Here is a 24930-nt window from a genome sequence, read left to right as displayed (position 1 = left end):
GGGCGTTGGCCCCCGTCGTGACCGCCACGACAGGGTCCTGCGGCTGTGACGCCTGCCGCGGCGTCATCTGGATGTTGCATTGTCGCCCATGCGCGGTAACATCAATTCATGACCGCGCAACCGCCCGTGCCCTTCAACCTTTCGGCCCGTGTGCCCGAACAGGTCAGCTTTGATCGTCAGGAACTGTCCGCGATCCTGACGCTTTATGGCCGGATGGTGGCCCTTGGCGAATGGCGCGATTACGGGATTTCCTGCCTGCGCGATCTTGCAGTCTTCTCGATCTTCCGCCGCACGGCCGAGAACCCCCTGTATCGCATCGAAAAACGCCCGAAGCTGCGGTCGCGGCAAGGCATGTATGCGATTGTCGGGATGGATGGCCAGATCCTGCGCCGTGGACATGACCTGTCGGCGGTCCTGAAGGTACTGGAACGCAAGCTGATCCGAAGCGTCGACGGCGACTAGATCCCGATCCGCGCCGGCAGGTCGGCCATCGCCCGCAGCGGTTCGGCCCCCTCGGCCTCAAGCCGCGCGAAATTGCCGTTTGGGGCAAAGCCGAAGCAGCGCATCCCGGCCGCGCGCCCGGCGCGGACGCCGGTCGGGCTGTCCTCGACCACCACGCAGCGCGCCGGATCGACGCCAAGCGCGCGCGCCGCTGTCAGGTAAAGGTCGGGCGCGGGTTTTGGTGCGCCGATCTCCTGACCGGAAAACAGCACGCCTCGCAGCCGCGCATAGACCGAAGGATGCTGGCCCAGGGTGATCTCCATCTTGCGCGGCGCCCCGTTCGAGCCGACGGCATAGGCGATCCCCGCTTTGTCCAGACGATCAAGCAGCGCCTCCACCCCGTCGAACAGCGGCGTGCCCTCGGCCAGCCGGGCGTAGAGCCTGTCATAGAAATCGTCGGGCCAGTCGTCGGCAAGGTCGGCCCCAAGGGCGCGCGCCTTCATGTGCAGGCCACGGATCGTGCCGCCCAGGAACTGTGCCTCCATCTCGGCATGGGAAAGGACAAGGCCGGCCCGCGCCAGATCCTCGGCCAGCAGGGCAAAGGCCGCGGGCTCGCTGTCCACCAGAACCCCGTCGCAGTCGAAAAGGATGGCTTCGGGGGTCACGGCCGGGTGTCCTCGGATGCGGCGCGCAGGATCGTGATGATCGTGTCGCCGTATGTCCGCTGGTCGAGGATGTCGAACCCCGCGGGCGGCAGCGGGGCCTTGCTTTCCTCCCAGACGATCAGCGCGCCCGGGGCGATCCAGCCGCCCGCCACGCAGGACGCCAGCGCCGCTTCGCCCAGTCCCTTGCCATAGGGCGGATCAAGAAACACAAGGCCAAAGCCCGCGCCCCTGTTCGGACCCATCCGGGTGGCATCGCGGCGGTAGACATCGGTCACACCCATCGCGCGCATCTTTTCGATGTTCGTCCGCAAAAGCGCCCGCGCCTTTGCCCCGTCATCGACAAAGGTCACCCGTGCCGCGCCGCGCGACAGCGCCTCGAGCCCAAGCGCGCCGGTTCCTGAGAACAGGTCCAGCACCCGCGCGCCCGCCACAGGGTTGCCGTATCCGCCGTTCAGCAGAAGGTTGAAGATCGCCTCGCGCACCCGGTCGGACGTGGGCCGCAGATGGGCGGCGGCATCGCCTTCGCCCACCTCGGCCAGCTTCAGCCCGCGTGACGTGCCGCCGATGATCCTCATGCCTTCAGAAGCGCCTTCAGGTCCTGCGCGGTGTCGGGAACCGCCGCCGGATCGGGGGTCTTGCCCATCTCGATCAGGCGCTTGCCCACCATGTAGGCGCGCGGGTCGTTCATCGCGTCCACCGCCAGCAGCCGGTCGCCGCCGTAATACCAGAAGGACACGGCATCGCCGTCGGGGCCGCGTGTCACGATCCGATCGTATCCCGTGTTCAGCCCCGCGATCTGCAGCTTGCAGTCATACTGATCCGACCAGAACCACGGCTTGGCCTGATAAGCCACGTCGCGGCCCATCATGTTGTCGGCGGCCACTTCGGCCTGTTCGATGGCGTTGCCCACGCTTTCCAGCCTCAGCCGGCCCCCGTTGTGCGGGAACGAGGCGCAATCGCCCGCCGCGAAGATGTCCGGGTCCGAGGTGCGGGCGTGATCGTCGGTCGCGATGCCGTTGTCGATGGTCAGGCCGGCGGCCTCGGCCAGCCCGGTCACGGGAAGGATGCCGATCCCGACGATGGCGAAGTCGCAGGGCAGAACGCGCCCGTCGGCGAGACGCGCCGCTGTCACGCGCCCGTCGCCTTCCAGCCGGTCAAGGCCGGTGCCTTCAAGGATCGTCACGCCATGTGCCGCGTGCAACGCGCGGAAATGGGCCGAGGTTTCGGGGCTGGCAACGCGTTGCAGGATGCGCGGCGCAGCCTCGACCACGGTCACGGCCAGCCCGAGCTTTGCGGCCACGGCGGCCGCTTCAAGCCCGATGTAGCCCCCGCCGATGATGACGACGCGACGGCCCGGCTGGAATTCTGCCCGCATCGCATCGACATCGGCCAGGGTCCGTACGGCAAAGACGCCTCCCAGATCGCCGCCGATCGCCGCAGGAAGACGCCGCGGAGCCGAGCCCGTGGTCAGCGCAAGCCTGTCATAGCGCAGCGTTTCGCCGCCGACCGTCACCGTATGTGCCACCGGGTCGATGGCGGAAACCTTCTGCCCCAGCCGCAGGGTGATCCGGTTGTCGGCATAGAAATCGGCCGACCGCAGCCACAGCCGTTCCTCCTCCATCTCGCCCAGAAGATAGGCTTTCGACAGGGGAGGGCGCTGGTAGGGGGGGCTTGGCTCTTCGCCGATCAGGGTGATCTCGCCCTCGAAGCCACCCGACCGCAGCCGTGCAACAAGCGCCGCCCCGGCCTGTCCGGCGCCGATCACGATGAAATGAGCCATGTCCGCCCCCGCTGTTCTGAAAGGAAATAGATCGCGGCCTCTGGCCGCCGGGTCGTGGCGACCCTATAACCTTGGGCAATGGAAACGCAACGCGCGAGGAAGCTGAAATGACGATTTCTGAAGGGTCGAAACTGCCGGATGCGACGTTGGTCCGGATGGGTGCAAACGGACCCGAAGATGTTACGATCGCCGATCTGACCAAGGGCCGCAAAGTGGTGATCTTCGCCGTTCCCGGCGCCTTCACCCCGACCTGCCATTCCGCCCATGTGCCCAGCTTCATCCGCACCAAGACCAGCTTTGATGCCAAGGGCGTGGACGAAATCCTCTGCGTGGCCGTGAACGACCCCTTCGTAATGTCTGCCTGGGGCGAAAGCACCGGTGCGACAGGCGCCGGAATCTCCATGCTGTCGGACCCCGAAAGCGCCTTCACCAAGGCGTTGGGGCTGGATTTCAGCGTTCCGGCCCGTGGCTTGATCGACCGGTCCAAGCGCTATGCGATGCTCGTCGAGGACGGCATCGTCAAGACGCTGCACCTCGAGGAAAGCCCCGGCGTCTGCGAAGTGTCGGGCGGTGAAGCGCTGCTGGCGGCGATCTGACGAAATCCTCCCTGCGGCGCGGCCCTGTCGCGCCGCAGGGACGGGCGCAGCAAGGACGGGCCTAGTGCGACCGCTGGCCTGCACGCAGCTCGCAGAGGCATTCGATGGGTTGGCCATGATCGGCGACCACATCGGCACCCTCGGCCAGCCTGTCGATCCGGCGGGCAAGGTCGATGTCCAGAAGGCTCAGCCCCGCGCAATCATGCGTCGTCAGGGTGATGTCGACGATGTTGTAACGGTTCGACCATTCCGGGTGATGGTTCATCGTCTCGGCGGCCAAGGCCACGCGCGACATGAACCCCCACGCCTGCGAGAAACTGCGGAAACGCAAGATCTTGCGGATTGCATCCCGCCCCTCGACTGCGGCCCATCCTGTTGCCGCGAGGGACGGAAGATGGGCGCGGCGGTCCTCGACCGTCATCAGGTCAGCCATGGGTCGTCCTCCCGGAAAGGGTGTCGTCGATCTGGTTGGCGCGCAGGGCGGCGGGGCGGGCGCTGATGCGCGCCCAGTAGGCGGCGAGTTCAGGCCGTGCCGGGATCGTGCCGAACCGCAGGCCCCAGCCGATCTGGCTGCCCAGATAGACATCCGCCGCGCTGAACCTGTCACCGCAGATGAATTCCTGCGCCGCAAGACGCGTCGCCAGCATGTCGGCCATCTGGTCAAGATCGCGATAGCCGACCATCCCGCGCTTGTCCTCGGGCACCGTCACGCCAAGCGCCCGGTTGACCACCGCCTGTTCCAGAGGACCTGCGCCCCAGAACATCCAGCGATAGAAATCGGCCCGGTCCTGCGGCATCAGCCCGGCTTGGGGAAAGGCATCGGCGACATAGGTGCAGATCGCCGCCGTTTCGGTCACAACGTGGCCGTCATGGACCAGCGCGGGGACCTTTCCCATCGGGTTGATCGCCAGATACTCGGGCGCCTTCATCGTGGTCGCATAGTCGAGGATCACCGTCTCGTAGGGCTGGCCGACCTCTTCCAGCAGCCATCGGGCGATCCGTCCGCGCGACATCGGGTTGGTGTAGAGCGTCAGCGACATGGGGTGCGGTCTCCTTCTGCCGTTTGCGTGGCCGCCGTTTGTCTGGCTGCCGTCTATCCGGCCTTTCGGCATCCTGTCATGCCGCGGGCGGTTCGTCAGCCCCGCCCGCGCGCCGGAACGGGCCCATCGAGGTCAGGATTTCCATATCTTCGGCGACCGCCCGCCGTTCGGCGGCCAGATAGTCGGCGACCGCCCGCCGGAATCCGGCATCCGCGATCCAGTGCAGCGAATGGATTTCGGCGGGCATGTAGCCGCGCGCCAGCTTGTGTTCGCCCTGCGCGCCCGCCTCGACCCGGTCGAGCCCCTGCGCAATGGCCCAGTCGATCGCCTGATGGTAGCAGAGTTCGAAATGCAGGCAGGGGTGATGTTCAAGCGCGCCCCAGTAGCGGCCGTACAGCGCGTCCCGACCGATGAAATTCAACGCCCCCGCCACCGGATGGCCGTTGCGGAAGGCCATCACCAGAAGCACATCGTCACGCATCGTGCGGTGCACCTCGTCGAAGAAGGCGCGCGTCAGGTAGGGCCTGCCCCATTTGCGGCTGCCCGTGTCCTGATAGAAGGCCCAGAACGCATCCCAATGGGCGGGTTCGATGGCATCGCCCGTCAGCGCCCGGATATCAAGCCCGGCGGCGCGTGCGGTTTCGCGTTCCTTGCGGATCGCCTTGCGCTTGCGGCTGGACAGGTCGGCAAGAAACGCGTCGAAGCTGTCGTAGCCCCGGTTCAGCCAATGGTATTGCTGGGTGACGCGGTGCAGGTATCCGTCCATTCCGCCGACCGCCGCCGCCTCGTCCGCCGTGCAGAAGGTGACATGCGCCGAAGACAGGCCGTTTCTTTCGGTGATCCCGGCAAGCGCGCGGGCCAGGGGCCGCACATCCTCTGCCGCGCCCAGAAACCGCCGCCCGGTGACCGGGGTGAAGGGCACGGCGACCTGAAGCTTGGGATAATAGCGCCCGCCTGCCCGCATCCAGGCCTCGGCCCACCCGTGATCGAAGATGTATTCGCCCTGGCTGTGGGTCTTGGCGTAAAGCGGGGCCGCGGCCACCGCCCGCCCGTCGCGGTGCAGGATCAGGGGTTGCGGTTGCCAGCCCGTCCCGGCTCCGACCGACCCCGACCGTTCCAGCGCGGCCAGAAAGCGATGGGTCGTGAACGGATCGAATGGGCGTCCTCCGTTGGCGGCCTCGGGGCAGGCCAGCGCATCCCATTCGCCGGGGTCAAGCGACAGAACGCCCGGGGCAATCCGAACGTCCGCGGTCTGGCGGTTCGCCGTGTCCTGCATCGGGCTATCTGTCCCGGTTCCTGTTTCTACGCCAAGGCCGGGGGCTGCCTGCCCAACGGCCCGCCGAAGATGTTCGTGACGGAAAGACGCGCCACGCCGCAGAAGGTGGGCCGGGCCGGGCGCGGGTCAAGCCGGGAAGGGCGCGGCATAACCTTCGAAGGTTATGTTGTCGGCGATGCGGCGCGCCGTAGCCTCGTCGGCCGACGATTTGATCGTCCAGCACAGGACGGCGGCGCCGCGCGCCTTCAGCTCGGCGACCCTCGGCCTGTCGAGGTCAGTCCATTCGTGGCTGATGAAGCAGGCACCGACCGAATCGTAATCGGGTATGGCGCGCAGGCGGTCACAGACATCCGGCGGGGTCGGGGCGTAATCGTCAGGGTCGTAGCTGCCCGTGGTGATGCCACGCGGGATGCCGGGGGCAAGGCGCGCCATCGCGGCCACCATCTCGGGGTTGAAGGACATCACCGCCACCGGGCCGCGATAACCGGCAAGTGCCGTCGCCGTGGCCTGTTCCAGCGGTCCGGGGCCGGGACGCCCATGCCCGGCCTGATCCTTCAGTTCGATCAGCAGCGGCACCTGCCCGTCGATGATCCGAAGCACCTCGGCCAGCGTGGGGATGCCGTCGGCGGCGTCCATGAGGCCGATCGCCGACAGCTCGGCGGCACCGCGGGCAAAGACCGGCCCGGTTTCGGCGGTCAGCCGTTCCAGCGTGTCGTCGTGGAACACCATCGCCTGGCCGTCTGCAGACAGTTGCAGGTCGATCTCGATCCCGTATCCGGCCTGAACGGCAGCACGGATCGCATCGCGGCTGTTCTCGGGGCGTCCCGCCGCCCGGTCATGCAACGCCCGGTGCGCGATCGGGCGGCGCAGGAAATCTGCGGGAAGGGCCGGCGCGCCGCTCATGTCAGGCGATCTCGAAGATGCCTTCGATCTCGACCGCGACGCCAAGCGGCAACGAGGCCGCCGACACGGCCGAGCGGGCATGGCGCCCGGCATCGCCAAGCGCCGCGACGAGGAAATCGGAGGCGCCGTTGATCACCTTGGGCTGGTCGGTGAAATCAGCGGTGGAGTTCACGAAACCCACAAGCTTCACCGCCCGTTTCAGCCGCGACAGATCACCGCCGCAGGCCTTCTTGACCTGGGCGAGCAAGCTGATCGCACAGCTTTTGGCGGCCTCTGCCCCCGCGGCCACGTCCATGTCGTCACCCAAGCGGCCCTTGATCAGGCCGTTCGCATTCTGGCTGATCTGGCCCGACACATGCACCAGATTGCCGACCACGACGAAGGGCACGTAATTGGCCGCCGGTGCGGGTGCGTCGGGCAGGGTCACGCCCAGTTCGGCAAGGCGGGTTTCGATGGCGGTCATGGTATCCTCCTGTCGCGGATCGGTTCCGACGTCGCGCCGGACGCTATCCGGGGGGCGCTGCGGGATCAAGTGGTGGGGTGCCCTGGCGTCGGTCGTGTTCAGCTTTCGCGGAAGGCTCGGTTGAAGTAGTCGGTGAAGGGCTTGACGAGATAGGCCATGGGGGACCGTTCGTCGGTCTTGATGAAGGCCTCGACCGGCATGCCGGGGATAAGGGTGAGACCTTCGAGCTTGTCGATCTCGCCCTCGGCTAGCGCGATTTCGGCACGGTAGAAGGATTGCCCGGTCGCCTCGTCGGTGAAGGCATCGGGCGAGACGCTGGTGACCGATCCCTTCAGATGCGGCGTGGTACGCGAGGAGAAGGCCGAGAAGACAAGCTCCACCTCCTGGCCGGGATGGACCTGATCGACGTCGATCACCGCGACCTGCGAGGCGATGACCAGCGGGCGGTCCTGCGGGATGAGGTACAGCACCGGTTCGGCCGGGCGGATCACCGACTGCGGCGTGGTGACCTGAAGGCCAAGGACAATGCCGGACACGGGCGCGCGGATGTCGAGCCGGGCGATCTGTTCGGTCAGCGCGCGGCGGCGTTCGGCCAGTTCCAGTTCCTGGCTGCCGATGTCGCGCAGTTGCGTGCTGGCCTCTTCGCGCCGGGCATCGGCCAGGCCCAGGGTCTCGATCTCGATCTCGGTGATGCGTTCGCGTGACTGGCCGATCCCGGCGGCCAGTTCGCCGACCTGCCCGCGCAGCCGCGCCTCTTCCCGCTGCAGGGCCAGCACGCGGCTGGACTGCGCAAGACCCTTTTCCAGCAGCGCCTGCTGGTCGGCCAGTTCCTGGCGGATCAGGTCAAGCTGGGCGGTCAGCGCATCGGATTGCGCGGTGATGCCGGTGATCTGGCTTTCGATCTGTTTCCTGCGTTCGCCAAGCTGCTGGATCTGGCGCGCAAGCGTATCGCGCCGGGCCTGGAACAGCCGGTTCTGACCGTCGACCAGTTCGGCCACTTCGGGGCGGGTGGCCGAGACTGTCACCAGTTCATCGGGGAAGGCGGGGGCGTCCATGTCGTCGCGTTCGGCCGTCAGCCGGGCACGGCGTGCCATGATCTCGAACAACTGGCCCTCGACGATGGCCAGCTCGGATCGCACCAGGGCGCCATCCAGCCGGAACAGAAGGTCCCCCGCGGTCACGGAGGCACCTTCCGCGACCAGGATTTCCTGCACGACGCCGCCGTCGGGGTGCTGCACCACCTGGCGGTTCTGTTCGACCTCGAGCCGGCCGCTGGTGATCACGGCCCCGGCGATCTCGGCCGTGACGGCCCAACCGCCGAAGCCGCCCAGAAGGATCGCGGTCGCGACATAACCGATCATCAGGTGGCGGCGTGGCGACCAGCCTGCGGTCGCGCCCGCAGATGCATCGCGGACGGGGCCGGAGGGCGCGCCGGTTGCCCCCGTTGCGCCCGTCGTTGCACCCGTCGCTGGGGCCTTCGCGGGATCGATCTTTGCCAGGGGGGTGGGGCCGGCCTTGGCGCCGGGATCGGGGGTATTCACGTCACGCCTCCGGGGCCTGCGTTCTTGACGATTTCGGTGTGGTTCTTGACCATGTCGCGCAGCACCTGGTCGCGCGGTCCGAAGGCGCGGCGCGTGCCGTCTTCCATCACCATCAGCAGATCACATTCCTGGATCGCTGCGGGACGGTGCGCCATGATCAGGATCGCGCGGCCCGCTTCTTTCATCGACCGGATCGCGAGGTTCAGCGCCATCGAGCCTTCGTTGTCGAGGTTGGAGTTCGGCTCGTCCAGCACCAGGATGACCGGATCGCCATACATGGCGCGGGCCAGGCCGATGCGCTGGATCTGCCCGCCCGACAGGCGCCCGCCAAGCGCCGAAACGCGCGTGTCATAGCCTTCGGGCAGCTTCACGATCATCTCGTGGGCGGCGGCCTTCTGTGCGGCCTCGACCACCTTCTGCCCGTCCGGCCGGCCCTGAAGCCGGGCGATGTTCTCGGCGATCGTACCCTCGAACAGCGTCACGCGCTGCGGCAGATAGCCGATGTAGCTGCCAAGAACGTCAGGGTCGTACTGATCAAGCGAGGCGCCATCCAGCCGCACCTTGCCGCCCGCGGGCTTCCAGGCCCCGATCAGCGCGCGCGCCAGCGTGGACTTGCCCGAACCCGACGGCCCGATCACGCCCAAAGCCTGCCCCGGTTCCAGCCGGAAGCTGACCATGCGCAGCACGGCCTGGTTTTCGCCCGGCGGGACCACCGTCAGGTTCTGTGCCTCCAGCAGGGCGCGGGGGCGGGGCAGGGCGGTGCGCGGCGGCTCTACCGGCGTGCGGGTGAACAGGTCGGCCAGCCGGTCCCAGGCCTCCTGCGCGCGCTGCACCACGGCCCACTGGCCCACGGCCATTTCGATCGGGGCCAGCGCGCGGCCCATCAGGATGGACCCCGCGATCATCGCGCCGGGCGACAGTTCACCGCGCAGCACGAGCCAGCCGGCAAGGCCCAGCATGGCCGATTGCAGGAACAGCCGGAAGGTCTTGGACAAGGTCGAGAAGGAGCCGCCCAGATCGGCCGCCAGCATGGTTTCGCGCAGGGATTTCTGGCGCGCTGTCTGCCAGCGGTCGAAGCCCGCGCCCATCATCCCCAGGGCCTGCACCACCTCGGCTTCGGCTTTCAGGTTCTCGGCCATCCGTTCGGCATGGATCGTGGCCATGTTCGCCCGGTTCATCGGCAGCTTGGTCATCGTCTGGTTGAGGATCGTGATGATCACCAGAAGCACGCCGCCGCCAACCGCAAGCCAGCCCATCCAGGGGTGAAAGATGAAGATCGCGGCGATGAAGATCGGGGTCCAGGGAATGTCGAACACCGCCAGCAGCACGGGCGAGGCCCAAAGTCGCTGGATCGATTCCAGATCCCGCTGCGCGGCGACGGCGGCCTGATCGGAAGGGGCCACCGACATCCGCTTGACCGAGGCTTCGAACACCCGGCGGTCCAGCCGGTCCTGGAACCGCGCGCCGATCCGCGCCATGACGCGCCCGCGCACATGGTCAAGGATGCCCATCATCAGGAAGAGGAAAGCCACCAGCACCGAAAGCGCGACCAGCGTCGCCTCGGACCGGCTGCTGAGCACCCGGTCATAGACCTGAAGCATGTACAGGGGACCGGTCAGCATCAGCGCGTTCACGCAGACCGAAAACAGGAATACCGCAAGGATCGGTCCCATCGACTCGCGCCGTGCCTGCCGCAATTCGTAAAGACCTGGCGCCTTTTCGTTGCGCATTCCGTTATCCTTTCGCGCCCACCAGGCCCGGACCCGCCTGTGGGCAAAAAAACACCTGAATGTCCATAATCCGCCGATCGGGCGTTGTCATTGCTTTCGCGCGACCTTATTCCATGCCCAATGAAGTTTAAACCTGTGTTACCCCGGCTCCGGGTCGAACAGTAGGAAGAAGACCGTGGATTTTCCATTTGTTTTTCGGGCGCTCGGCAAAGTTCATGCGCGACCTGCCCTGATGATCACGGTGGCGGCCCTTCTGTCGGCCTGCGCAGCGCCTGTTCCGCCGGTTGAACCGAACGACCCCGACGAGGCCAAGAACCGCGAGATCCACGCGTTCAACATCGCGCTGGACAAGGCGATCCTGCGCCCCACCTCCAGTGCCTATGGCGCGATCGTGCCCGAACCTGTGAAGATCGGCGTTTCGAACTTTGCCGAAAACCTTGAACTTCCGGGCGATGCGGTGAACGGCGCCTTGCAGTTGCGGCCGCATCACGTGCTGGAAAACACGCTGCGTTTCGTGATCAACTCTACCGTCGGGATCGCCGGCCTGTTCGACCCGGCCAGCGCCATCGGCCTGCCGGGCAAGGATACGGATTTCGGCGAAACGCTGCATGTCTGGGGCGTGGGCGAAGGGTCCTACATGGAACTTCCGGGCCTTGGCCCCTCGACCGGGCGTGACACGATGGGCACGATCGTCGATTTCGCGATGAACCCGGTCGGCCGCGTCCTGCCCAAGCCGGAAAGCTATGTCGGCACCGGCGCGAAGGTGCTTTCAAAACTTGGTGATCGGGACCGGTATTCCGAAACCATCGATTCCGTCCTATATGATAGCGCAGACAGCTATGCCCAGACGCGGCTGCTGTATCTGCAAAACCGGCGGTTCGAACTGGGGCAGACCGCATCATCGGAAGATTCGTTCATAGACCCCTACGAGGAATGAGTTGGACATGGAGCGCTCCCTTCCTGTCGCCGTGACCCGGCGTGGCTTTGTCGTTTGCGGCGCTGCGGCCCTTGCCGGCACAGCCATGGTTCCACAAGCCGCATCGGCGCTTGACCTGAATTCCGCCCGCGCGCTGATCGACCGTGCCATCACCGATGTGAACAGCGTCATCAATTCCGGCAAAGCGGAAGCGGCGATGTACAAGGATTTCGAAAAGATCTTCGCCCGGTACGCCGACGTGCCGACGATCGCCCGTTCCGCCCTTGGCGTGGCCGCGCGTTCGGCCAGCTCATCGCAGATGTCGGCCTTTACCAAGGCCTATCAGGCCTATATCGGCCGCAAATACGGCAAGCGCTTCCGCGAATTCATCGGTGGCCGCATCGAGGTGGTCGATGCCCGCCCGCTGAAAAGCTATTTCGAGGTGATCTCGGTCGCGCACCTGAAGGGCGAGGCGCCGTTCGACCTGCGCTGGCATGTGTCGAACAAGTCCGGCAAGGACCTGTTCTTCAACATCATCATCGAGGGCGTGAACATGCTGGCCAGCGAGCGGCAGGAAATCGGCGCGATGCTGGATCGCCGCAAGGGCGACATCAACGCGCTGATCGGCGATCTGAACGCCAGCTGACCCTCCGACCCGTCAAAGAAACATAACCCCCGGCGCGAAGGCGACCGGGGGTTATGTTTTTCCGGATCGCCTCAGTAGGTGCCGGTAAAGCTGCCGAAGACATCGCGCAGGATGTTCTCGATCGGGTCGGCGGCGGGTTCGCGGGCGGGTGCTGCGCCGCTCTGGCCCGGCGGCAGGCGCGGTTCGGGGATCAGCATGGGCAGCGGGCGCGCCGGGATGCCTTCGTGGATCCGCATCATCACCTCGCGCCATATCTCGGCAGGTAGCCCGCCCCCGGTCACGCCGGTCAGCGGCTTGTTGTCGTCATAGCCCATCCAGACGCCCGCGACGTAATCGGCGGTATAGCCGATGAACCACGCGTCCCGCGCGGCCTGCGTCGTGCCGGTCTTTCCGGCGGCCTCGCGGTCAAGCTTGGCGCGGGTGCCGGTGCCCTGGTTGATCACCTGGGCCATCATGTAGGTCAGATACTGCGCCGCGGTTTCCGAGATCACGCGCTGCTGGATGCCGCCCGTCTGGGTGAAGGTTGGCATCGGATCATCGCGCAGCCGCAGTTCGACCATGCCATAGGGTTCCACCGCCGACCCGCCGTTCAGGATGCCGGCGAAGGCCCCGGTCATTTCCAGCAGCGTGGATTCCGAAGCCCCGAGCGCCAGCGCCGGGCCCGCCGCCAGATCGCTTTGAATCCCGAAGCCCTGCGCCACCTGGCGCACGGCCTCGCGCCCCGCGGCCTCCGAGACGCGCACGGCGGGGATGTTCCGGCTTTCGGCAAGCGCCTCGGTCAGGGTGATCAGCCCCTTGAACGTCTTGTCATAGTTCTGCGGCGTCCAGGGCCCCGAACCGGGGATGTTCATCGTCAGCGGCGTATCCTCGACGAAATCCGCCGGGCTGTAGCCGAGGTTCAGCGCCGCGGCATAGACGAAGGGCTTGAAGGTCGATCCGGTCTGCCGCAGCGCTTGCGTCGCGCGGTTGAACGACCCGGCACCATCGGTATTGCGCCCCCCGACCATCGCCCGCACGGCGCCGTCCGCGCTCATCACCACGATCGCGGCCTGCGCCTGCGACCCTTCCTTGACCTTGGTGGCAAAGACATGGGCCAGCGCCTCTTCGGCCTGCTTCTGCATCCGCTGGTCCATCGTGGTGCGGATCACCACATCTTCGGTCGTCTTCGAGGTAAAGGATTCGGGGCCGGATTCCATCACCCAGTCGGCAAAGAAGCCGCCCGCGCGCGCCGCCGCCGCCGGGGATAGATGCGCGGGGTTCGCGATGGCATCGGCGGCCTCGGCCGCGGTCAGGTACCCCTGTTCCTGCATCAGCCCGATGATCACGCGGGCGCGGTCGCGGGCGCGTTCCATGTTGTTCGTCGGTGCATAGTAGGACGGTGCCTTCAGAAGCCCGGCCAGCATCGCCGCCTCGGACGGGTTCACCTGATTGGCGGACTTTCCGAAATAGCGCTGCGCCGCGGCCTCGAACCCGCGCGCCCCGGCGCCCAGATAGGCGCGGTTGAAATAGATCGTCAGGATGTCGGCCTTGGAATACTTGGCCTCCATCGCCATCGCATAGGGGACTTCCTTGATCTTGCGCCAGACGCCCCCGGTGCGGCAGTCGGCCTCGTATTCCGCTTCGGATTTCCACGCCTTCGGATCATAAGGAACGCCAAGGCACAAAAGCTTGGCCACCTGCTGCGTGATGGTCGAGCCGCCGTTGCCGGAAAGCGGCCCGCGACCCTCGCTCAGGTTGATGCGGATCGCGCTGGCGATGCCGCGCGGGCTGATCCCGAAATGGCGATAGAACCGCTTGTCCTCGGTCGCGATGACCGCGTTGCGCAGATGTTCGGAGACGGTATCCGATGTGATCTGCCCGCCAAAGGTTTCCCCTCGCCAGGCAAAGACCTTGCCCTCGCGGTCCAGAAGCGTGACCGATCCGCGCGCGCGCCCGTCCAGAAGATCGGCCACCGGCGGAAGCGTCGAGTAGAAATAGAAGGTCGAGGCGGCAAGGATCATCGCCACCACGGCGCCGATCCGCCAGCTGACGCCCCAGACGATCCGCCAGATCAGGTGGAAGAAGCCGAAGACCAGCCCGCCGATCAGGCCGCGCTTGCGGCGCGGGCCGCGCGGGGCAGGCGCGGACGACCGGCGCTCGGCCTTCTTGGGCGCGCCTGTCGTGTTTGCGTATCGCCGGTCCACCACCAGTGGCGCGCGCCGTTTTCCCGTTCCAGCCATGCCTGCTCCGCCTGAAAGTCCGCGCACTCGTCACGCTTTTGTTTTGCCTCACTCTAGCCCGACTTCGCCGGAATGTGGAGTATCCGTGCCTCCGATTCGGGTCCGACTATTGCCTAAAAAGTGGGCGATAGGGGCGGGAAGTGCAAAATTTGTGCAATACTTCCGGATTCGCCCCCCGCCGCTTTGCAGCGAATTCTTGTTCTGCGGGTGCGAAGCCCCCCTCCTGAACGGGCAAGGCCCCACCCGGGCCGCCTGACAAGGAAGAAGGGGACCGACGTGAAACTGATCATTGCAGCAATCAAGCCGTTCAAGCTGGAGGAGGTCCGCGAGGCGCTGACCGCCATCGGCGTGCGCGGAATGATGGTGACCGAGATCAAGGGCTTCGGCTCGCAGTCCGGCCACACCGAAATCTACCGCGGCGCGGAATACGCCGTGAACTTCGTGCCGAAGGTCCGGATCGAGATCGTCGTCAGCGACGCGCTGGCCGAACAGGTGGTCGACACGATCCGCAAGACCGCCAAGACCGACAAGATCGGCGACGGCAAGATTTTTGTCGTGGATGTGGAAAAGGCCGTGCGCGTGCGTACCGGTGAAACCGATGACGATGCGCTGTGATCGGTCTGGGGAAGGGGAAACCAAAATCATGAAGACACTGTTCAAACTGGCGGGCCTCGCCTCTGCATCCGCCTTCGCCGCACTTCCGGCCTGGGCGCAGGAAGCCACCGCCGAAGCGGCCGAAGCCGTCGCCGAGGCCGCGCCCGCGGCTGCGGTCGACAACGCGTTCATCTTCAACACGCTCTTGTTCCTCATCGGGGGCTTCCTGGTGTTCTGGATGGCCGCCGGATTTGCCATGCTCGAAGCCGGGCTTGTGCGGTCCAAGAACGTCACGATGCAGCTGACGAAGAACATCGCGCTCTTCTCGATCGCGTCGATCATGTACTGGGTCGTGGGCTACAACCTGATGTATCCGGGCGACGGCTGGTCCATCGCGGGCTATCTTGGCGCCTTCTCGCCCAAGTCGATCGGCGGCGATCCCGATCTGGCAACCGGCTATTCGGCGGGGTCTGATTTCTTCTTCCAGCTGATGTTCTGCGCCACCACCGCCTCGATCGTGTCGGGCACGCTGGCCGAACGGATCAAGCTTTGGCCGTTCCTCATCTTCACGGTCGTCCTGACCGGGTTCCTCTACCCGATCGAGGCGTCCTGGCAGTGGGGCGGCGGCTGGCTGTCGGAAGCGGGCTTCTCGGATTTCGCGGGCTCCACTCTGGTTCATGCCGCCGGTGGTTTCGCGGCGCTGGCCGGTGCCATCATCCTTGGTCCGCGTCTGGGCAAGTTCGGCAAGGACGGCCGCGTGCATCCGATGCCGGGTTCGAACCTGGCACTGGCGACGCTTGGCACCTTCGTGCTGTGGCTGGGCTGGTTCGGCTTCAACGGCGCCTCGCAGCTGGCCCTGGGGACCGAGGCCGACGCAAATGCCGTTTCGATCATCTTCGCCAACACCAACATGGCGGCTGCGGCTGGTGCGGTGGCGGCGATGCTGCTGACGCAAGCGATCTACAAGAAGGTTGACCTGACCATGCTGCTGAACGGCGCACTGGCGGGTCTGGTCTCGATCACCGCCGGGCCGCTTGACCCGACGCTGTTCGGCGCGCTGTGGATCGGTGCCGTGGGTGGCGTGATCGTGGTCATCGTCGTGCCGCTGCTGGACAAGATGAAGATCGACGACGTTGTCGGTGCGATCCCGGTGCACCTGGTTGCCGGCTTCTGGGGCACGATGGCTGTTCCCTTCTACACCGAAGGCACAAGCTTCGTGATGCAGTTCATCGGCTTCGCCTCGATCGGTGCCTTCGTCTTCGTCGCATCGGCGGTGGTCTGGGTGATCCTGAAGGCGACGATGGGCCTGCGCCCGACCCAGGAAGAGGAAATGCTGGGCCTCGACAAGGCGGAGCTGGGTCTTGAAGCCTATCCCGAGTTTGCCAAGGGCTGAGTCTCCTCCTCCCGCTCAGCTCTGGAATGGAAAGGCCCGGACAATCGTCCGGGCCTTTTTTCTTTGCCGGTCCGCGGCCTTTACAGGATCGAAGCCACCGCCCGTGCCAGGACCGGCACGGTCCTTGCGTTCAGCCCGGCGATGTTGATGCGGCTGTCGCCGACCATGTAGATCCCGTGTTCCTCGCGCAGGCGTGTCACCTGCGCCTCGGTCAGGCCCAGACGGCTGAACATGCCCCGGTGGCGGGCCACGAAATCGAACCGGTCGGAATTGGTTTCGGCCCGCAGCGCATCGGCCAGCGCCTGACGCAGGCCCAGCATGTTCTGCCGCACCTCTTCCAGTTCGGCCATCCAGTCGGCGCGCAGCGCGTCGTCCTCGACGATCATTGTGACCACCCGCGCGCCGTGGTCGGGCGGGAAGCTGTAGTTCTGGCGGTTGAGGAAGTTCAGGTTGCCCTGGGTGATGGCCTTCTGGCCGGCATCCTTCGACAGGGCGATCAGGACGCCCGTGCGTTCCCGGTAGATGCCGAAGTTCTTGCTGCAAGAGGCCGCGATCAGCACTTCCGGGAAACGGGCCGCCACCATCCGCGTAGCCGCGGCATCCGCCTCCAGCCCGTCGCCAAAGCCCTGATAGGCAAGGTCGATCATCGGGATCGCGCCGCGCGCTTCCATCGCGTCGCAGACCTGCGCCCATTCCGCCGCGGTCAGGTTGGCGCCTGTCGGGTTGTGGCAGCAGCCGTGCAGCAGGACCACGTCGCCCTTCGCCACCCGCGCCAGGTCGGCCATCATCCCGGCGAAATCCACGCCACCCGAAGCCGCGTCGAAATAGCGGTATTCGGCCATCGGCATGCCCAGATAGCGGATGATCGACGGATGGTTCGGCCAGGTCGGGTTCGACAGCCACACCTTCGCCTCGGGCGAGGCCATGCGGATCAGCTCCAGAGCCTGCCGGATCGCGCCGGTGCCGCCGGGCGTGGCGACCGATGCGATGCGGTCGGCGGGAACGCTGCCGGCCAGGATCAGCCGGGCCATCGCGGCGTTGTAGGCGGGTTCGCCGGCAAGGCCCGTGTAGGTCTTGGTCGTTTCGGTTTCCCACAGCTTCCGTTCGGCGGCCTTCACCGCGCGCATGACAGGGGTCAGGCCGGTCGGGTCCTTGTAGACGCCAACGCCGAGGTCGATCTTGTCGGCCCTCTGGTCTTCGCGGAACATGGCGATCAGTTGCAGGATCTTGTCCTGCGGCTGCGGCTTCAGTGCTTCCAGCATGGTCTTATCCCTTTTCGACCTTCAGGTCGTCATACATGCCCCATTCCGACCACGAGCCGTCATAGAGCGAATGGTTGCGATGCCCGATCCGTTCCAGCGCAAGGCTGATGATCGCGGCGGTGACGCCCGATCCGCAGGTGGTGATCGTGGGCTTGGCCAGGTCCACCCCGGCCGCCTCGAAGACGGCGCGCAGGGCGGCGGGGTCCTTCATGGTGCCATCGGCATTCAGCAGAGTGCCGAAGGGGATGTTCCTTGACCCCGGAATGTGGCCGGACCGCAGGCCGGGCCGGGGTTCCGCCACCTCGCCCCGGAACCGTGCCTCGGATCGGGCATCTAGGATCTCGGCATCGCGCAGCTTCGACGAATGGGCGACCTGCGTCACATCCTTGACCAGATGATGCTGGCGACTGATGGTGATGTGGCGGTCCCGCACGATCGGGGGCATATCCTCAATCTCGCGGCCCTCGGCGCGCCATTTCGGCATGCCGCCGTCCAGAACCGCGACCTCGGTCTTGCCCATAAGGCGGAACAGCCACCAGACACGCGCCGCCGAAAACAGGCCCGCGCCGTCATAGACCACCACCTGATGCCCGTCGCCCACACCCATCGCCCGCATCCGGCTGATGAACTTCTCGGGCGGGGGGGCCATGTGCGGCAGCGACGACCGCAGGTCCGAGATTTCGTCGATGTCGAAGAAGCGCGCGCCGGGGATATGCGCCGCCTGGTATTCCGCTTTCGGGTCGCGCCCGCTGTCGGGCATGTACCACGAGGCATCGAGAATGCGCAGATCGGGATCTTTCAGATGCCGTTCCAGCCAGTCTGTCGATACCAGCGTCCTGGGATCATCCGTGGGGGAAGGGGTCATGGGCGTATCCTCACATCACCCGTCCGGATTAATCGGACGGGGCCAATGAGGCAAGCCAAATGGCGGGGATGCCGGGCACCCCCGCCGCTGTTCGTTCACTTGGCCAGCATGCCCTTGACCGCGCCCACGACAGCCAGCAGCACAGCGCCGCCCACACCGCCGCCGGCGACGCCGCTGACGATCGATCCGATGTCGAGCCCGGCCGCCGCCGCCGCGGCATCGCCCATGCCGCCCGCGCCCAGCATGCCCAGGATCTGGCTGCCGAGGCCACCGCCGGCAATGCCCACGACCGAGTTCAGCACGGTACCGAGGCTGAGGTTCTTCAGAAGGCCGCCCGCGACATTGCCGCCGACCGCGCCGGAAATCAGGCTGATGATGAGCTGTTCCATGATGATCGCATTCCCTACCCTGTGGGCGCATGGCCCGATTGCGCCGGGGTCCAGCGCCGCAGCGATAGCCCGGTCGCGACGGACTGTCGCAGATCGCCTGCCCTCGGGCAACGGTGGCATGGGGGGAAGTTCCGCGCCTCGGTCCCCGTTTCGTCGGGTAAGGTCAGCCGTTCTGCTTCAGCAGGCGCTGCTTCTGGCGGTCCCAGTCGCGCTTGGCGCTGGTTTCGCGCTTGTCGGCCAGTTTCTTGCCCTTGGCGATGCCCAGCTTGATTTTCACGATGCCGCGGTCGTTGAAGTACATCTTGATCGGAACGATCGTCATCCCCTCGCGGGCGGTCGCGTTCCACAGGCGGGCCAGTTCCTTGCGGCTGACCAACAGCTTGCGGTGGCGACGTTCCTCGTGGCCCCATGTCTTGGCCTGCCCATAGGGCGCGATGTAGCTGTTGATCAGCCACAGTTCGCCGCCCTCGACGCTGGCATAGCTTTCGCCGATGTTCGCACCGCCTGCCCGCAGCGACTTCACCTCGGAGCCTTGCAGGATGATCCCGGCCTCAAGATCGCTTTCGATGTGGTAGTCGAACCGCGCCCGGCGGTTTTCGGCGATGAGTTTCGAGTTGGGGTCTGATTTCTGGGCCATGATCGCACCGAGATAGGCAAGGCGCGCGCCGCTGTCCAGCCCGTGCCGCTTGCGCTTTGCCCTGGGCGACGTGATAGATGACTTGATGATCCGGAACTTCCAATGATCCTGCAAATTGCCATCGGAACCGTCTTGATTCTTTTTTCCGTCCTTGTCGGGGCGCTTGGTGCGCTCGCCATAGAGATGGCCCTTGCCCGGTGGCATGATTGGCTGATGCGTGAACCCCACCGTCTGAAGGTGGTCCTTGTCGTGGTGTTCGTCTCGCTTTGCGTTCTGGCCGTGGTGACGATCGGGGTTTGGACCTGGGCCATTGTCCTGGACCTTCTCGGGATCTTCTCCACGCATGAGGAGGCGGTCTACTTCGCCCTCGTCAGCTTTACCACACTGGGGTTCGGCGATGTCCTGCTGCCGGTCGAATGGCGCATCCTGGGGGCGATGGCGGCCGCAAACGGCCTTTTGACCTTCGGGCTGATGACAGCCTTTCTTGTCGAGGCATTGCGCCATGTGCGGCTCGGCCAGTTCGAAAGCCGCCGGAAGTCCGGTTAACGCCGGCGTGACCTGATCAGCGTGTAGACCCCGGCGGCGACGATCAGGGCGCTTCCCGTCAGGGTGGCCGCATCTGGCTGTTCGCCGAAGACGACGGCGCCAAGGATCAGCGCAAAGACAAGGCGCGTGTAGCGGAAGGGTGTCACGACCGAAACCTCGCCGGTCCGCATCGCATGGGTCAGCGCGTGATAGGCCGCGATGCCGAAGGCGGTGCATCCCGCAAGGTTGGCCGCCGTGGCGGCATCGGGCATCCGCGCCCCGCCGGTGAAGCCAAGGATGATCGCGCCCGCGATGGCCAGCATGGCAAACCCCATCACCCCAAGCTGCCGGTTCGACAGGGTCCGCGGTGCCGCGCGCGTGGCCAGGTCGCGACCGGCAAAGCCGATCATCCCGGCCACCGCCAGCAGTGACAGCGGCGTGAACCCCTCAAGCCCAGGCTGCAGGATGATCAGCACGCCCAGAAACCCGACGATGACCGCCGTCCAGCGCCGCCATCCCACCCGTTCGCCGAACAGGACCGCCGCCCCCGCTACCACGACCAGAGGTGTCGCCTGCAGGATGGCCGAGGTGGCCGACAGTGTGGTCAATGCAAGGGACAGCGAATAGAACAGCCGCCCCGCGATTTCGAAGACAGACCGGATCAGCATCGGGCGCGACAGGACCGCCGCAGGCAGGATCGCCTCGCCCCGCGACCGGGCCATCAGGCCGAACACCAGAACGCCCGACAGCCCCATGATCAGGATCACCTGCCCCGTGGGCAGCACCCGTGCGGCGGATTTCAGGAACATGTCCTCGATGGCGAAGCCCGCCATGGCGGCCACCATATAGAGACTGCCGCGCAGGTTGTCCGACAGCCCGGCGCCATCCGGCACTAGCGCGCGCCCCAGGTATCCGACAGGCGGTAGCCTTCCGGCCACGGATCGGCCGGATCGAGCATGTGCTGGTGCATCCCGGTGATCCACGCCCGGCCGGTGATCTGCGGGTGGATCGCGGGCTTGTCGCCCACCGTGGTGCGCCCGGCAATGCGCCCGGTGAAGGTCGATCCGATGATGGACCGCGCGGTCAAGGCCTGTGTCTCGTCCATCAGCCCGCGTGCGGACATCAGCGCCATGCGGGCCGACACGGCCGTGCCGGTGGGCGACCGGTCGACCTTGCCGGGGCGGATCGCCACGGAATGTGCGGTGCGCCAGCCGTTCCCGTCCCGCTCAAGCGGACCGGCGAACAGGCAGAACGAGAAATGCGCCCAATCCGGGTTCTCGGGGTGGACAAAGCCGATCTGTTCCTCGGCGGCGGCCATGATCTTCACCCCAAGCGTGGCGATCCGGTGCGCCTCGTCCGGGGCGATCGACAGGCCAAGTGCCGCCGCATCGACGACGACAAAGGAATCGCCCCCATAGGCCGTATCCACCGTCAGCCGCCCGATCCCCGGCACGTCCAGCACCTGATCCAGCTTGTCGGCATAGGACGGCAGGTTCTGCACCGTCACCCGTTCGGCCTTGCCGTCGCGACATTCGGCCCGCACCTTCACAAGCCCCCCCGGGGCCTCCAGCAGAAGTTCGGTCACGGGTTCGGTCATCGGCAGGATGCCCGCATCCAGCAGCACGGTTGCCACGCAGATCGAGTTCGACCCCGACATCGGCGGGTTGTCTTCGGGTTCCATGATGATGAAGCCCATCTGCGCGCGCGGGTCCTTCGGCGGCACCAGCAGGTTCACATGCCGGAACACCCCGCCGCGCGGTTCGTTCAGAACGAAATTCCGCAACCGCTGATCCTGCCAAAGCGCCTCGCGCATGGCCCAGAGCGTGTCACCCGGCGGGGGGGCGACACCGCCCACGATCACATCGCCCACCTCGCCTTCGGCATGGGCCGAAATCACATGAACCGTCTTCGTGCTGCGCATGATCTGATACTCCCGGAAAAGAAGGCTTAGCCGATGGCGCGGCAGGCGCAAGTATCATGTCGACAACGTGTAGAAATGAACGGGGCGCCCGAAGGCGCCCCCGTCGATCCCGCAGGGCGGGCGATCAGTTGATCAGCCCGGCGTGGCGCATCGCCGCGCGGATGCGTTCCTTCGTGCTGTCCAGAAGGCCGGTCAGCGGCAGCCGCACCTCTTCCGAACACAGGCCCAGAACCGAAAGGCCGTATTTCGCCCCGGCCAGGCCGGGTTCGATGAAGATCGCCTCGTGCAGCGGCATCAGGCGATCCTGATATTCAAGCGCCTTGGCGTAATCACCGCGCAGCGTCGCTTCCTGGAATTCGGCGCAAAGACGCGGGGCCACGTTCGCCGTGACCGAGATGCAGCCCACACCGCCATGCGCGTTGAAGGCCAGCGCCGTCGCATCCTCGCCCGAAAGCTGGATGAAATCCTTCCCGCAGGAGGCGCGCTGCTGGCTCACACGTTCGATCTTGCCGGTGGCGTCCTTGACGCCGACGATCCGGGGCAGTTTCGCCAGTTCACCCATCGTTTCGGGCGTCATGTCGATGACCGACCGGGGCGGAATGTTGTAGATGATGATCGGCAGGTTGCAGCAATCGTGCAGCGCGCTGAAATGCGCGATCAGGCCGCGTTGGGTGGGCTTGTTGTAATAGGGCGTCACCACAAGCGCGGCGTTTGCGCCCGCCCGTTCGGCGTGCTGGATCAGGTCGATCGCCTCGACCGTGTTGTTCGATCCGGCCCCGGCGATGACCGGCACGCGCCCGGCGGCGGCCTTCACCACCTCTTCGATCACCGTGCGGTGTTCCTCGTGGCTCAGCGTCGGGCTTTCGCCGGTGGTGCCGACCGGGACGATCCCGTGGCTGCCTTCGGCGATGTGCCATTCGACAAGTTTCTTCAGCGTGTCCAGATCCAGCTCGCCGTTCCTGAACGGCGTGACGAGGGCCGGCATGGAGCCTCTGATCATGGCACGCTTCTCCTGTGTCGTGGCGTGGCGGCGGTCCCGCCCTTGAGTCGCCCGTGTTGCAAACGCGGCCTTCCTATCCTTCGGGCGGGCGCTTGCCAAGTTCCCAACGCTTGCGTGAACGTGAGTTGCGCAGCCCCGCGGCATCGGGGACAATCGCGCCATGACACGAGCAGCAATGATGATGCGGCCCCTGATGGCCGCCGCCCTGACGATCCTACTGGCCCTTGATCCGCGCCCCGGCGCGGCCAACCCGTCCGCGACCGCGCTGGCCGAGGCGATGGCGCATGCCGCGCGCAACGACTGGGACGCCGCCCGCACCTCGGCCGAGGCGGGCGGGCCGGTCGCCCGCGACGTGGTGGAATGGAGCCGCCTGCGCGCTGGCGAGGGGCTTCTGGGCGAATACGAGGATTTCCTCAAGCGCCGTCCCGACTGGCCGGGCCTGCCCTTCCTGCGCCAGAAGGGCGAGGTTGCCGTGGCACGGTCGACGACTCCGGGCCGCGTCACCGCGTGGTTCGCCGACAACCGTCCCGCAACCGGCGCGGGGGCCGTGGCGCTGGTGCGGGCGCTGATGGCGCTTGGCCGGACCGAAGAGGCTATGACCGAGGCGCGACGCGCCTGGCAGGCGCTTTCCTTCACGGCCGAGGACGAGGCCGCCCTATTGCAGCTGGCCCCCGACCTGGGCGCGGCGGCGCATCAGGCGCGGCTTGACCGGCTGTTGTGGGACGGCGACCGGACCGAGGCCGAACGCATGCTGCCCCGCGTGTCCGCGGGCTGGCAGGCGCTGGCCCGAGCGCGGCTGGCCTTGCGCACCAACGCCGACGGGTTTGATGCGCTGATCGCTGCTGTCCCGGCGGATCTTGCCGGGGATCCGGGGCTTGCCTTCGAACGCTTCGTCTGGCGGATGAAGCGCGATCGCTACGACGATGCCGCCGCGCTGATCCTCGACCGGGGGTCGGACCCGACATCGCTGGGACGTCCCGATCTGTGGGCGGATCGACGGGCGGTCCTGACGCGGGCGGTGCTGCGCCGGGGCGACCCGGCGAAGGCCTATCGCATCGCGGCCTCGCACGGCCTGACCGAGGGCGGCAAGTTCGCCGATCTGGAATTCCTCGCAGGCTTCATCGCACTGCGGCACCTCGGCGAACCCGCCCGCGCTCTGGAACATTTCCGGCACCTGGAAACCGGGGTTGCCACGCCCATCAGCACCTCGCGGGCGATGTATTGGCAGGGCCGCGCTCTTGAGGCAGCGGGCGATCAGGCCGGGGCGCTGGCCGATTACAGGCGCGCCGCGCAGCACCAGACGGCCTATTACGGTCTGCTTGCCGCCGAAAAGCTGGGCCTGTCGCTGGACGCGTCCCTGCTGTCCGATGCCAAGGCCAGCCCCGGCTGGCGGCAGGCCGGCTTTGTCAACTCGTCGGTGATGGAGGCGGCGATGCTGCTTCTGCATGCCGGAAACCGCACGTTGGCCAAGCGGTTCATGCTGCATCTTGCAGAGACGCAGGACGCCACCGGTTTGCATCAGATGGCCGACATGGCGCTTGAGATCGGCGAGCCGCATATCGCCGTTCTGCTGGCCAAGCAGGCGGCGGAACGTGGCGTGATCCTGCCGCACGCCTATTTTCCGGTCGTCGGGATGATCCCCGACGGGCTGCCCGTCAGCCGCGCCTTTGCCCTGTCGATCGCCCGCCGCGAAAGCGAGTTCGACCCAGCGGCGCGCAGCGGTGCCGGCGCGCGCGGGTTGATGCAGGTGATGCCCGCCACGGGCGAGATGATGGCGCGGAAGCTGGGCATGGAACATGACGTGTCGCGCCTGTCCAGCGATCCGGCCTATAACGCGAAGATGGGCGCGGCCTATCTGGCGCAGCTGGTCGAGGAATTCGGGCCTTCGGTCGCGCTGGTCGCATCGGGCTATAACGCCGGGCCGGGGCGTCCGCGCCGCTGGATCGACGAATATGGCGATCCCCGCCGCCCCGAGGTGGATGTGATCGACTGGGTCGAGGCGATCCCCTTCACCGAAACCCGCACCTATGTGATGCGGGTGGTCGAAAGCCTTGTGATCTATCGTGCCCGCCTGCGCGGGACGACAGGCCCGGTCCGGGTGACGGCCGAACTGAAGGGCTGAGCCGGT

26 protein-coding genes are annotated in these 24930 nt (G+C 66.4%); 8 read left to right on the top strand and 18 right to left on the bottom strand.

The genetic code is table 11. From position 1 onward, the window contains the following. Positions 1 to 108: 108 nt before the first annotated feature. On the top strand, positions 109 to 462 hold the full coding sequence (locus E7811_RS06465) for a DUF2794 domain-containing protein (protein WP_136393713.1): 354 nt from the start codon (positions 109 to 111) through the stop codon (positions 460 to 462). On the opposite strand, the gene E7811_RS06460 is transcribed toward E7811_RS06465, so the two are convergent. Genes E7811_RS06460 through E7811_RS06450 form a run of 3 tightly spaced genes read right to left on the bottom strand, consistent with a single transcriptional unit; the run spans position 459 to position 2886 of the window. Beyond that, positions 459 to 1106 carry an HAD family hydrolase gene (locus tag E7811_RS06460; RefSeq protein WP_136393712.1) on the bottom strand — a complete coding sequence of 216 codons (648 nt, stop codon included), beginning with the start codon at positions 1104 to 1106 and terminating at the stop codon, positions 459 to 461. The two genes, E7811_RS06465 and E7811_RS06460, sit on opposite strands and share 4 nt — an antisense overlap. Next, positions 1103 to 1681, bottom strand: a complete 579-nt coding sequence (gene rsmD, locus E7811_RS06455) for a 16S rRNA (guanine(966)-N(2))-methyltransferase RsmD (protein WP_136393711.1) — start codon at positions 1679 to 1681, stop codon at positions 1103 to 1105. Before rsmD ends, E7811_RS06460 begins: the two co-directional genes overlap by 4 nt. Then, a complete protein-coding gene (locus tag E7811_RS06450; protein ID WP_136393710.1) occupies positions 1678 to 2886 on the bottom strand; it encodes an NAD(P)/FAD-dependent oxidoreductase in 1209 nt (402 codons plus the stop codon). Before E7811_RS06450 ends, rsmD begins: the two co-directional genes overlap by 4 nt. 107 nt (positions 2887 to 2993) lie before the next feature. On the opposite strand from E7811_RS06450, the gene E7811_RS06445 reads away from it, so the two are divergent. Then, positions 2994 to 3482, top strand: coding sequence for a peroxiredoxin (locus tag E7811_RS06445; RefSeq protein WP_136393709.1), 489 nt, complete (start codon positions 2994 to 2996; stop codon positions 3480 to 3482). Positions 3483 to 3543: 61 nt separating this feature from the next. Here the strand turns inward: E7811_RS06445 and E7811_RS06440 are convergent, their stop codons facing one another. From E7811_RS06440 to E7811_RS06410, 7 genes are all read right to left on the bottom strand, one after another. Next, positions 3544 to 3915, bottom strand: coding sequence for a 4a-hydroxytetrahydrobiopterin dehydratase (locus E7811_RS06440; protein WP_136393708.1), 372 nt, complete (start codon positions 3913 to 3915; stop codon positions 3544 to 3546). Then, positions 3908 to 4522: a glutathione S-transferase family protein gene (locus E7811_RS06435; RefSeq protein WP_136393707.1), complete on the bottom strand. Its 615-nt coding sequence runs from the start codon at positions 4520 to 4522 to the stop codon at positions 3908 to 3910. Before E7811_RS06435 ends, E7811_RS06440 begins: the two co-directional genes overlap by 8 nt. Positions 4523 to 4598: 76 nt before the next feature. Beyond that, entirely contained in the window at positions 4599 to 5798 is a 1200-nt protein-coding gene (locus E7811_RS06430; RefSeq protein WP_136393706.1) for a GNAT family N-acetyltransferase, read from the bottom strand. Between the two features lie 126 nt (positions 5799 to 5924). Further along, complete coding sequence (locus E7811_RS06425) at positions 5925 to 6701, bottom strand: glycerophosphodiester phosphodiesterase family protein (protein ID WP_136393705.1); 777 nt, start codon at positions 6699 to 6701, stop codon at positions 5925 to 5927. Position 6702: 1 nt separating this feature from the next. After that, on the bottom strand, positions 6703 to 7164 hold the full coding sequence (locus tag E7811_RS06420) for a RidA family protein (RefSeq protein WP_136393704.1): 462 nt from the start codon (positions 7162 to 7164) through the stop codon (positions 6703 to 6705). Positions 7165 to 7262: 98 nt separating this feature from the next. After that, on the bottom strand, positions 7263 to 8525 hold the full coding sequence (locus E7811_RS06415; RefSeq protein ID WP_136394260.1) for an HlyD family type I secretion periplasmic adaptor subunit: 1263 nt from the start codon (positions 8523 to 8525) through the stop codon (positions 7263 to 7265). Positions 8526 to 8701: 176 nt separating this feature from the next. Next, positions 8702 to 10435 (bottom strand): type I secretion system permease/ATPase, encoded by a 1734-nt coding sequence (locus E7811_RS06410; protein WP_136393703.1) that lies wholly within the window; start codon positions 10433 to 10435, stop codon positions 8702 to 8704. Between the two features lie 232 nt (positions 10436 to 10667). Here E7811_RS06410 and E7811_RS06405 point away from each other — a divergent pair, with 232 nt between their 5' ends. Together E7811_RS06405 and E7811_RS06400 are read left to right on the top strand one after the other, a co-directional pair. Then, the gene (locus E7811_RS06405; protein ID WP_136393702.1) at positions 10668 to 11372 is read left to right on the top strand and encodes an MlaA family lipoprotein; all 705 of its coding nucleotides are present in this window, start codon (positions 10668 to 10670) and stop codon (positions 11370 to 11372) included. Between the two features lie 7 nt (positions 11373 to 11379). Further along, positions 11380 to 11997 (top strand): MlaC/ttg2D family ABC transporter substrate-binding protein, encoded by a 618-nt coding sequence (locus tag E7811_RS06400; RefSeq protein WP_136393701.1) that lies wholly within the window; start codon positions 11380 to 11382, stop codon positions 11995 to 11997. A gap of 71 nt (positions 11998 to 12068) precedes the next feature. Here the strand turns inward: E7811_RS06400 and E7811_RS06395 are convergent, their stop codons facing one another. Continuing rightward, positions 12069 to 14216 (bottom strand): transglycosylase domain-containing protein, encoded by a 2148-nt coding sequence (locus tag E7811_RS06395; protein ID WP_136393700.1) that lies wholly within the window; start codon positions 14214 to 14216, stop codon positions 12069 to 12071. A 276-nt stretch (positions 14217 to 14492) separates the two neighbouring features. On the opposite strand from E7811_RS06395, the gene E7811_RS06390 reads away from it, so the two are divergent. Together E7811_RS06390 and amt are read left to right on the top strand one after the other, a co-directional pair. After that, the gene (locus E7811_RS06390; RefSeq protein WP_136393699.1) at positions 14493 to 14831 is read left to right on the top strand and encodes a P-II family nitrogen regulator; all 339 of its coding nucleotides are present in this window, start codon (positions 14493 to 14495) and stop codon (positions 14829 to 14831) included. Positions 14832 to 14859: 28 nt separating this feature from the next. Then, on the top strand, positions 14860 to 16203 hold the full coding sequence (gene amt, locus E7811_RS06385) for an ammonium transporter (RefSeq protein ID WP_136393698.1): 1344 nt from the start codon (positions 14860 to 14862) through the stop codon (positions 16201 to 16203). An 80-nt stretch (positions 16204 to 16283) separates the two neighbouring features. Here amt and E7811_RS06380 read toward each other — a convergent pair whose 3' ends face one another. The 4 genes from E7811_RS06380 to smpB form a co-directional block, all read right to left on the bottom strand. Next, a complete protein-coding gene (locus E7811_RS06380) occupies positions 16284 to 17465 on the bottom strand; it encodes an amino acid aminotransferase (protein WP_136393697.1) in 1182 nt (393 codons plus the stop codon). A 4-nt stretch (positions 17466 to 17469) separates the two neighbouring features. Continuing rightward, positions 17470 to 18330, bottom strand: coding sequence for a 3-mercaptopyruvate sulfurtransferase (gene sseA / locus E7811_RS06375; protein WP_136393696.1), 861 nt, complete (start codon positions 18328 to 18330; stop codon positions 17470 to 17472). Positions 18331 to 18425: 95 nt separating this feature from the next. After that, complete coding sequence (locus E7811_RS06370; protein WP_136393695.1) at positions 18426 to 18719, bottom strand: hypothetical protein; 294 nt, start codon at positions 18717 to 18719, stop codon at positions 18426 to 18428. Positions 18720 to 18882: 163 nt separating this feature from the next. Next, positions 18883 to 19356 (bottom strand): SsrA-binding protein SmpB, encoded by a 474-nt coding sequence (gene smpB / locus E7811_RS06365; protein ID WP_136393694.1) that lies wholly within the window; start codon positions 19354 to 19356, stop codon positions 18883 to 18885. 213 nt (positions 19357 to 19569) lie between these two features. Between smpB and E7811_RS06360 the strand changes: the two genes are divergently transcribed. After that, positions 19570 to 19902, top strand: coding sequence for an ion channel (locus E7811_RS06360; protein WP_246020239.1), 333 nt, complete (start codon positions 19570 to 19572; stop codon positions 19900 to 19902). Here the strand turns inward: E7811_RS06360 and E7811_RS06355 are convergent. From E7811_RS06355 to dapA, 3 genes are all read right to left on the bottom strand, one after another. Further along, a complete protein-coding gene (locus E7811_RS06355) occupies positions 19899 to 20756 on the bottom strand; it encodes a DMT family transporter (RefSeq protein ID WP_394345608.1) in 858 nt (285 codons plus the stop codon). The two genes, E7811_RS06360 and E7811_RS06355, sit on opposite strands and share 4 nt — an antisense overlap. A gap of 17 nt (positions 20757 to 20773) precedes the next feature. Further along, entirely contained in the window at positions 20774 to 21802 is a 1029-nt protein-coding gene (locus tag E7811_RS06350; protein ID WP_136393692.1) for a trans-3-hydroxy-L-proline dehydratase, read from the bottom strand. A gap of 124 nt (positions 21803 to 21926) precedes the next feature. After that, positions 21927 to 22802 carry a 4-hydroxy-tetrahydrodipicolinate synthase gene (gene dapA, locus E7811_RS06345; RefSeq protein WP_136393691.1) on the bottom strand — a complete coding sequence of 292 codons (876 nt, stop codon included), beginning with the start codon at positions 22800 to 22802 and terminating at the stop codon, positions 21927 to 21929. Between the two features lie 160 nt (positions 22803 to 22962). On the opposite strand from dapA, the gene E7811_RS06340 reads away from it, so the two are divergent. Further along, positions 22963 to 24924, top strand: a complete 1962-nt coding sequence (locus E7811_RS06340; RefSeq protein WP_136393690.1) for a lytic transglycosylase domain-containing protein — start codon at positions 22963 to 22965, stop codon at positions 24922 to 24924. Positions 24925 to 24930 lie beyond the last annotated feature (6 nt).

Source organism: Aliigemmobacter aestuarii (assembly GCF_004799285.1).
Taxonomy (GTDB): Bacteria; Pseudomonadota; Alphaproteobacteria; order Rhodobacterales; family Rhodobacteraceae; genus Aliigemmobacter; species Aliigemmobacter aestuarii.
This window is presented reverse-complemented; position numbering and strand designations above follow the sequence as displayed.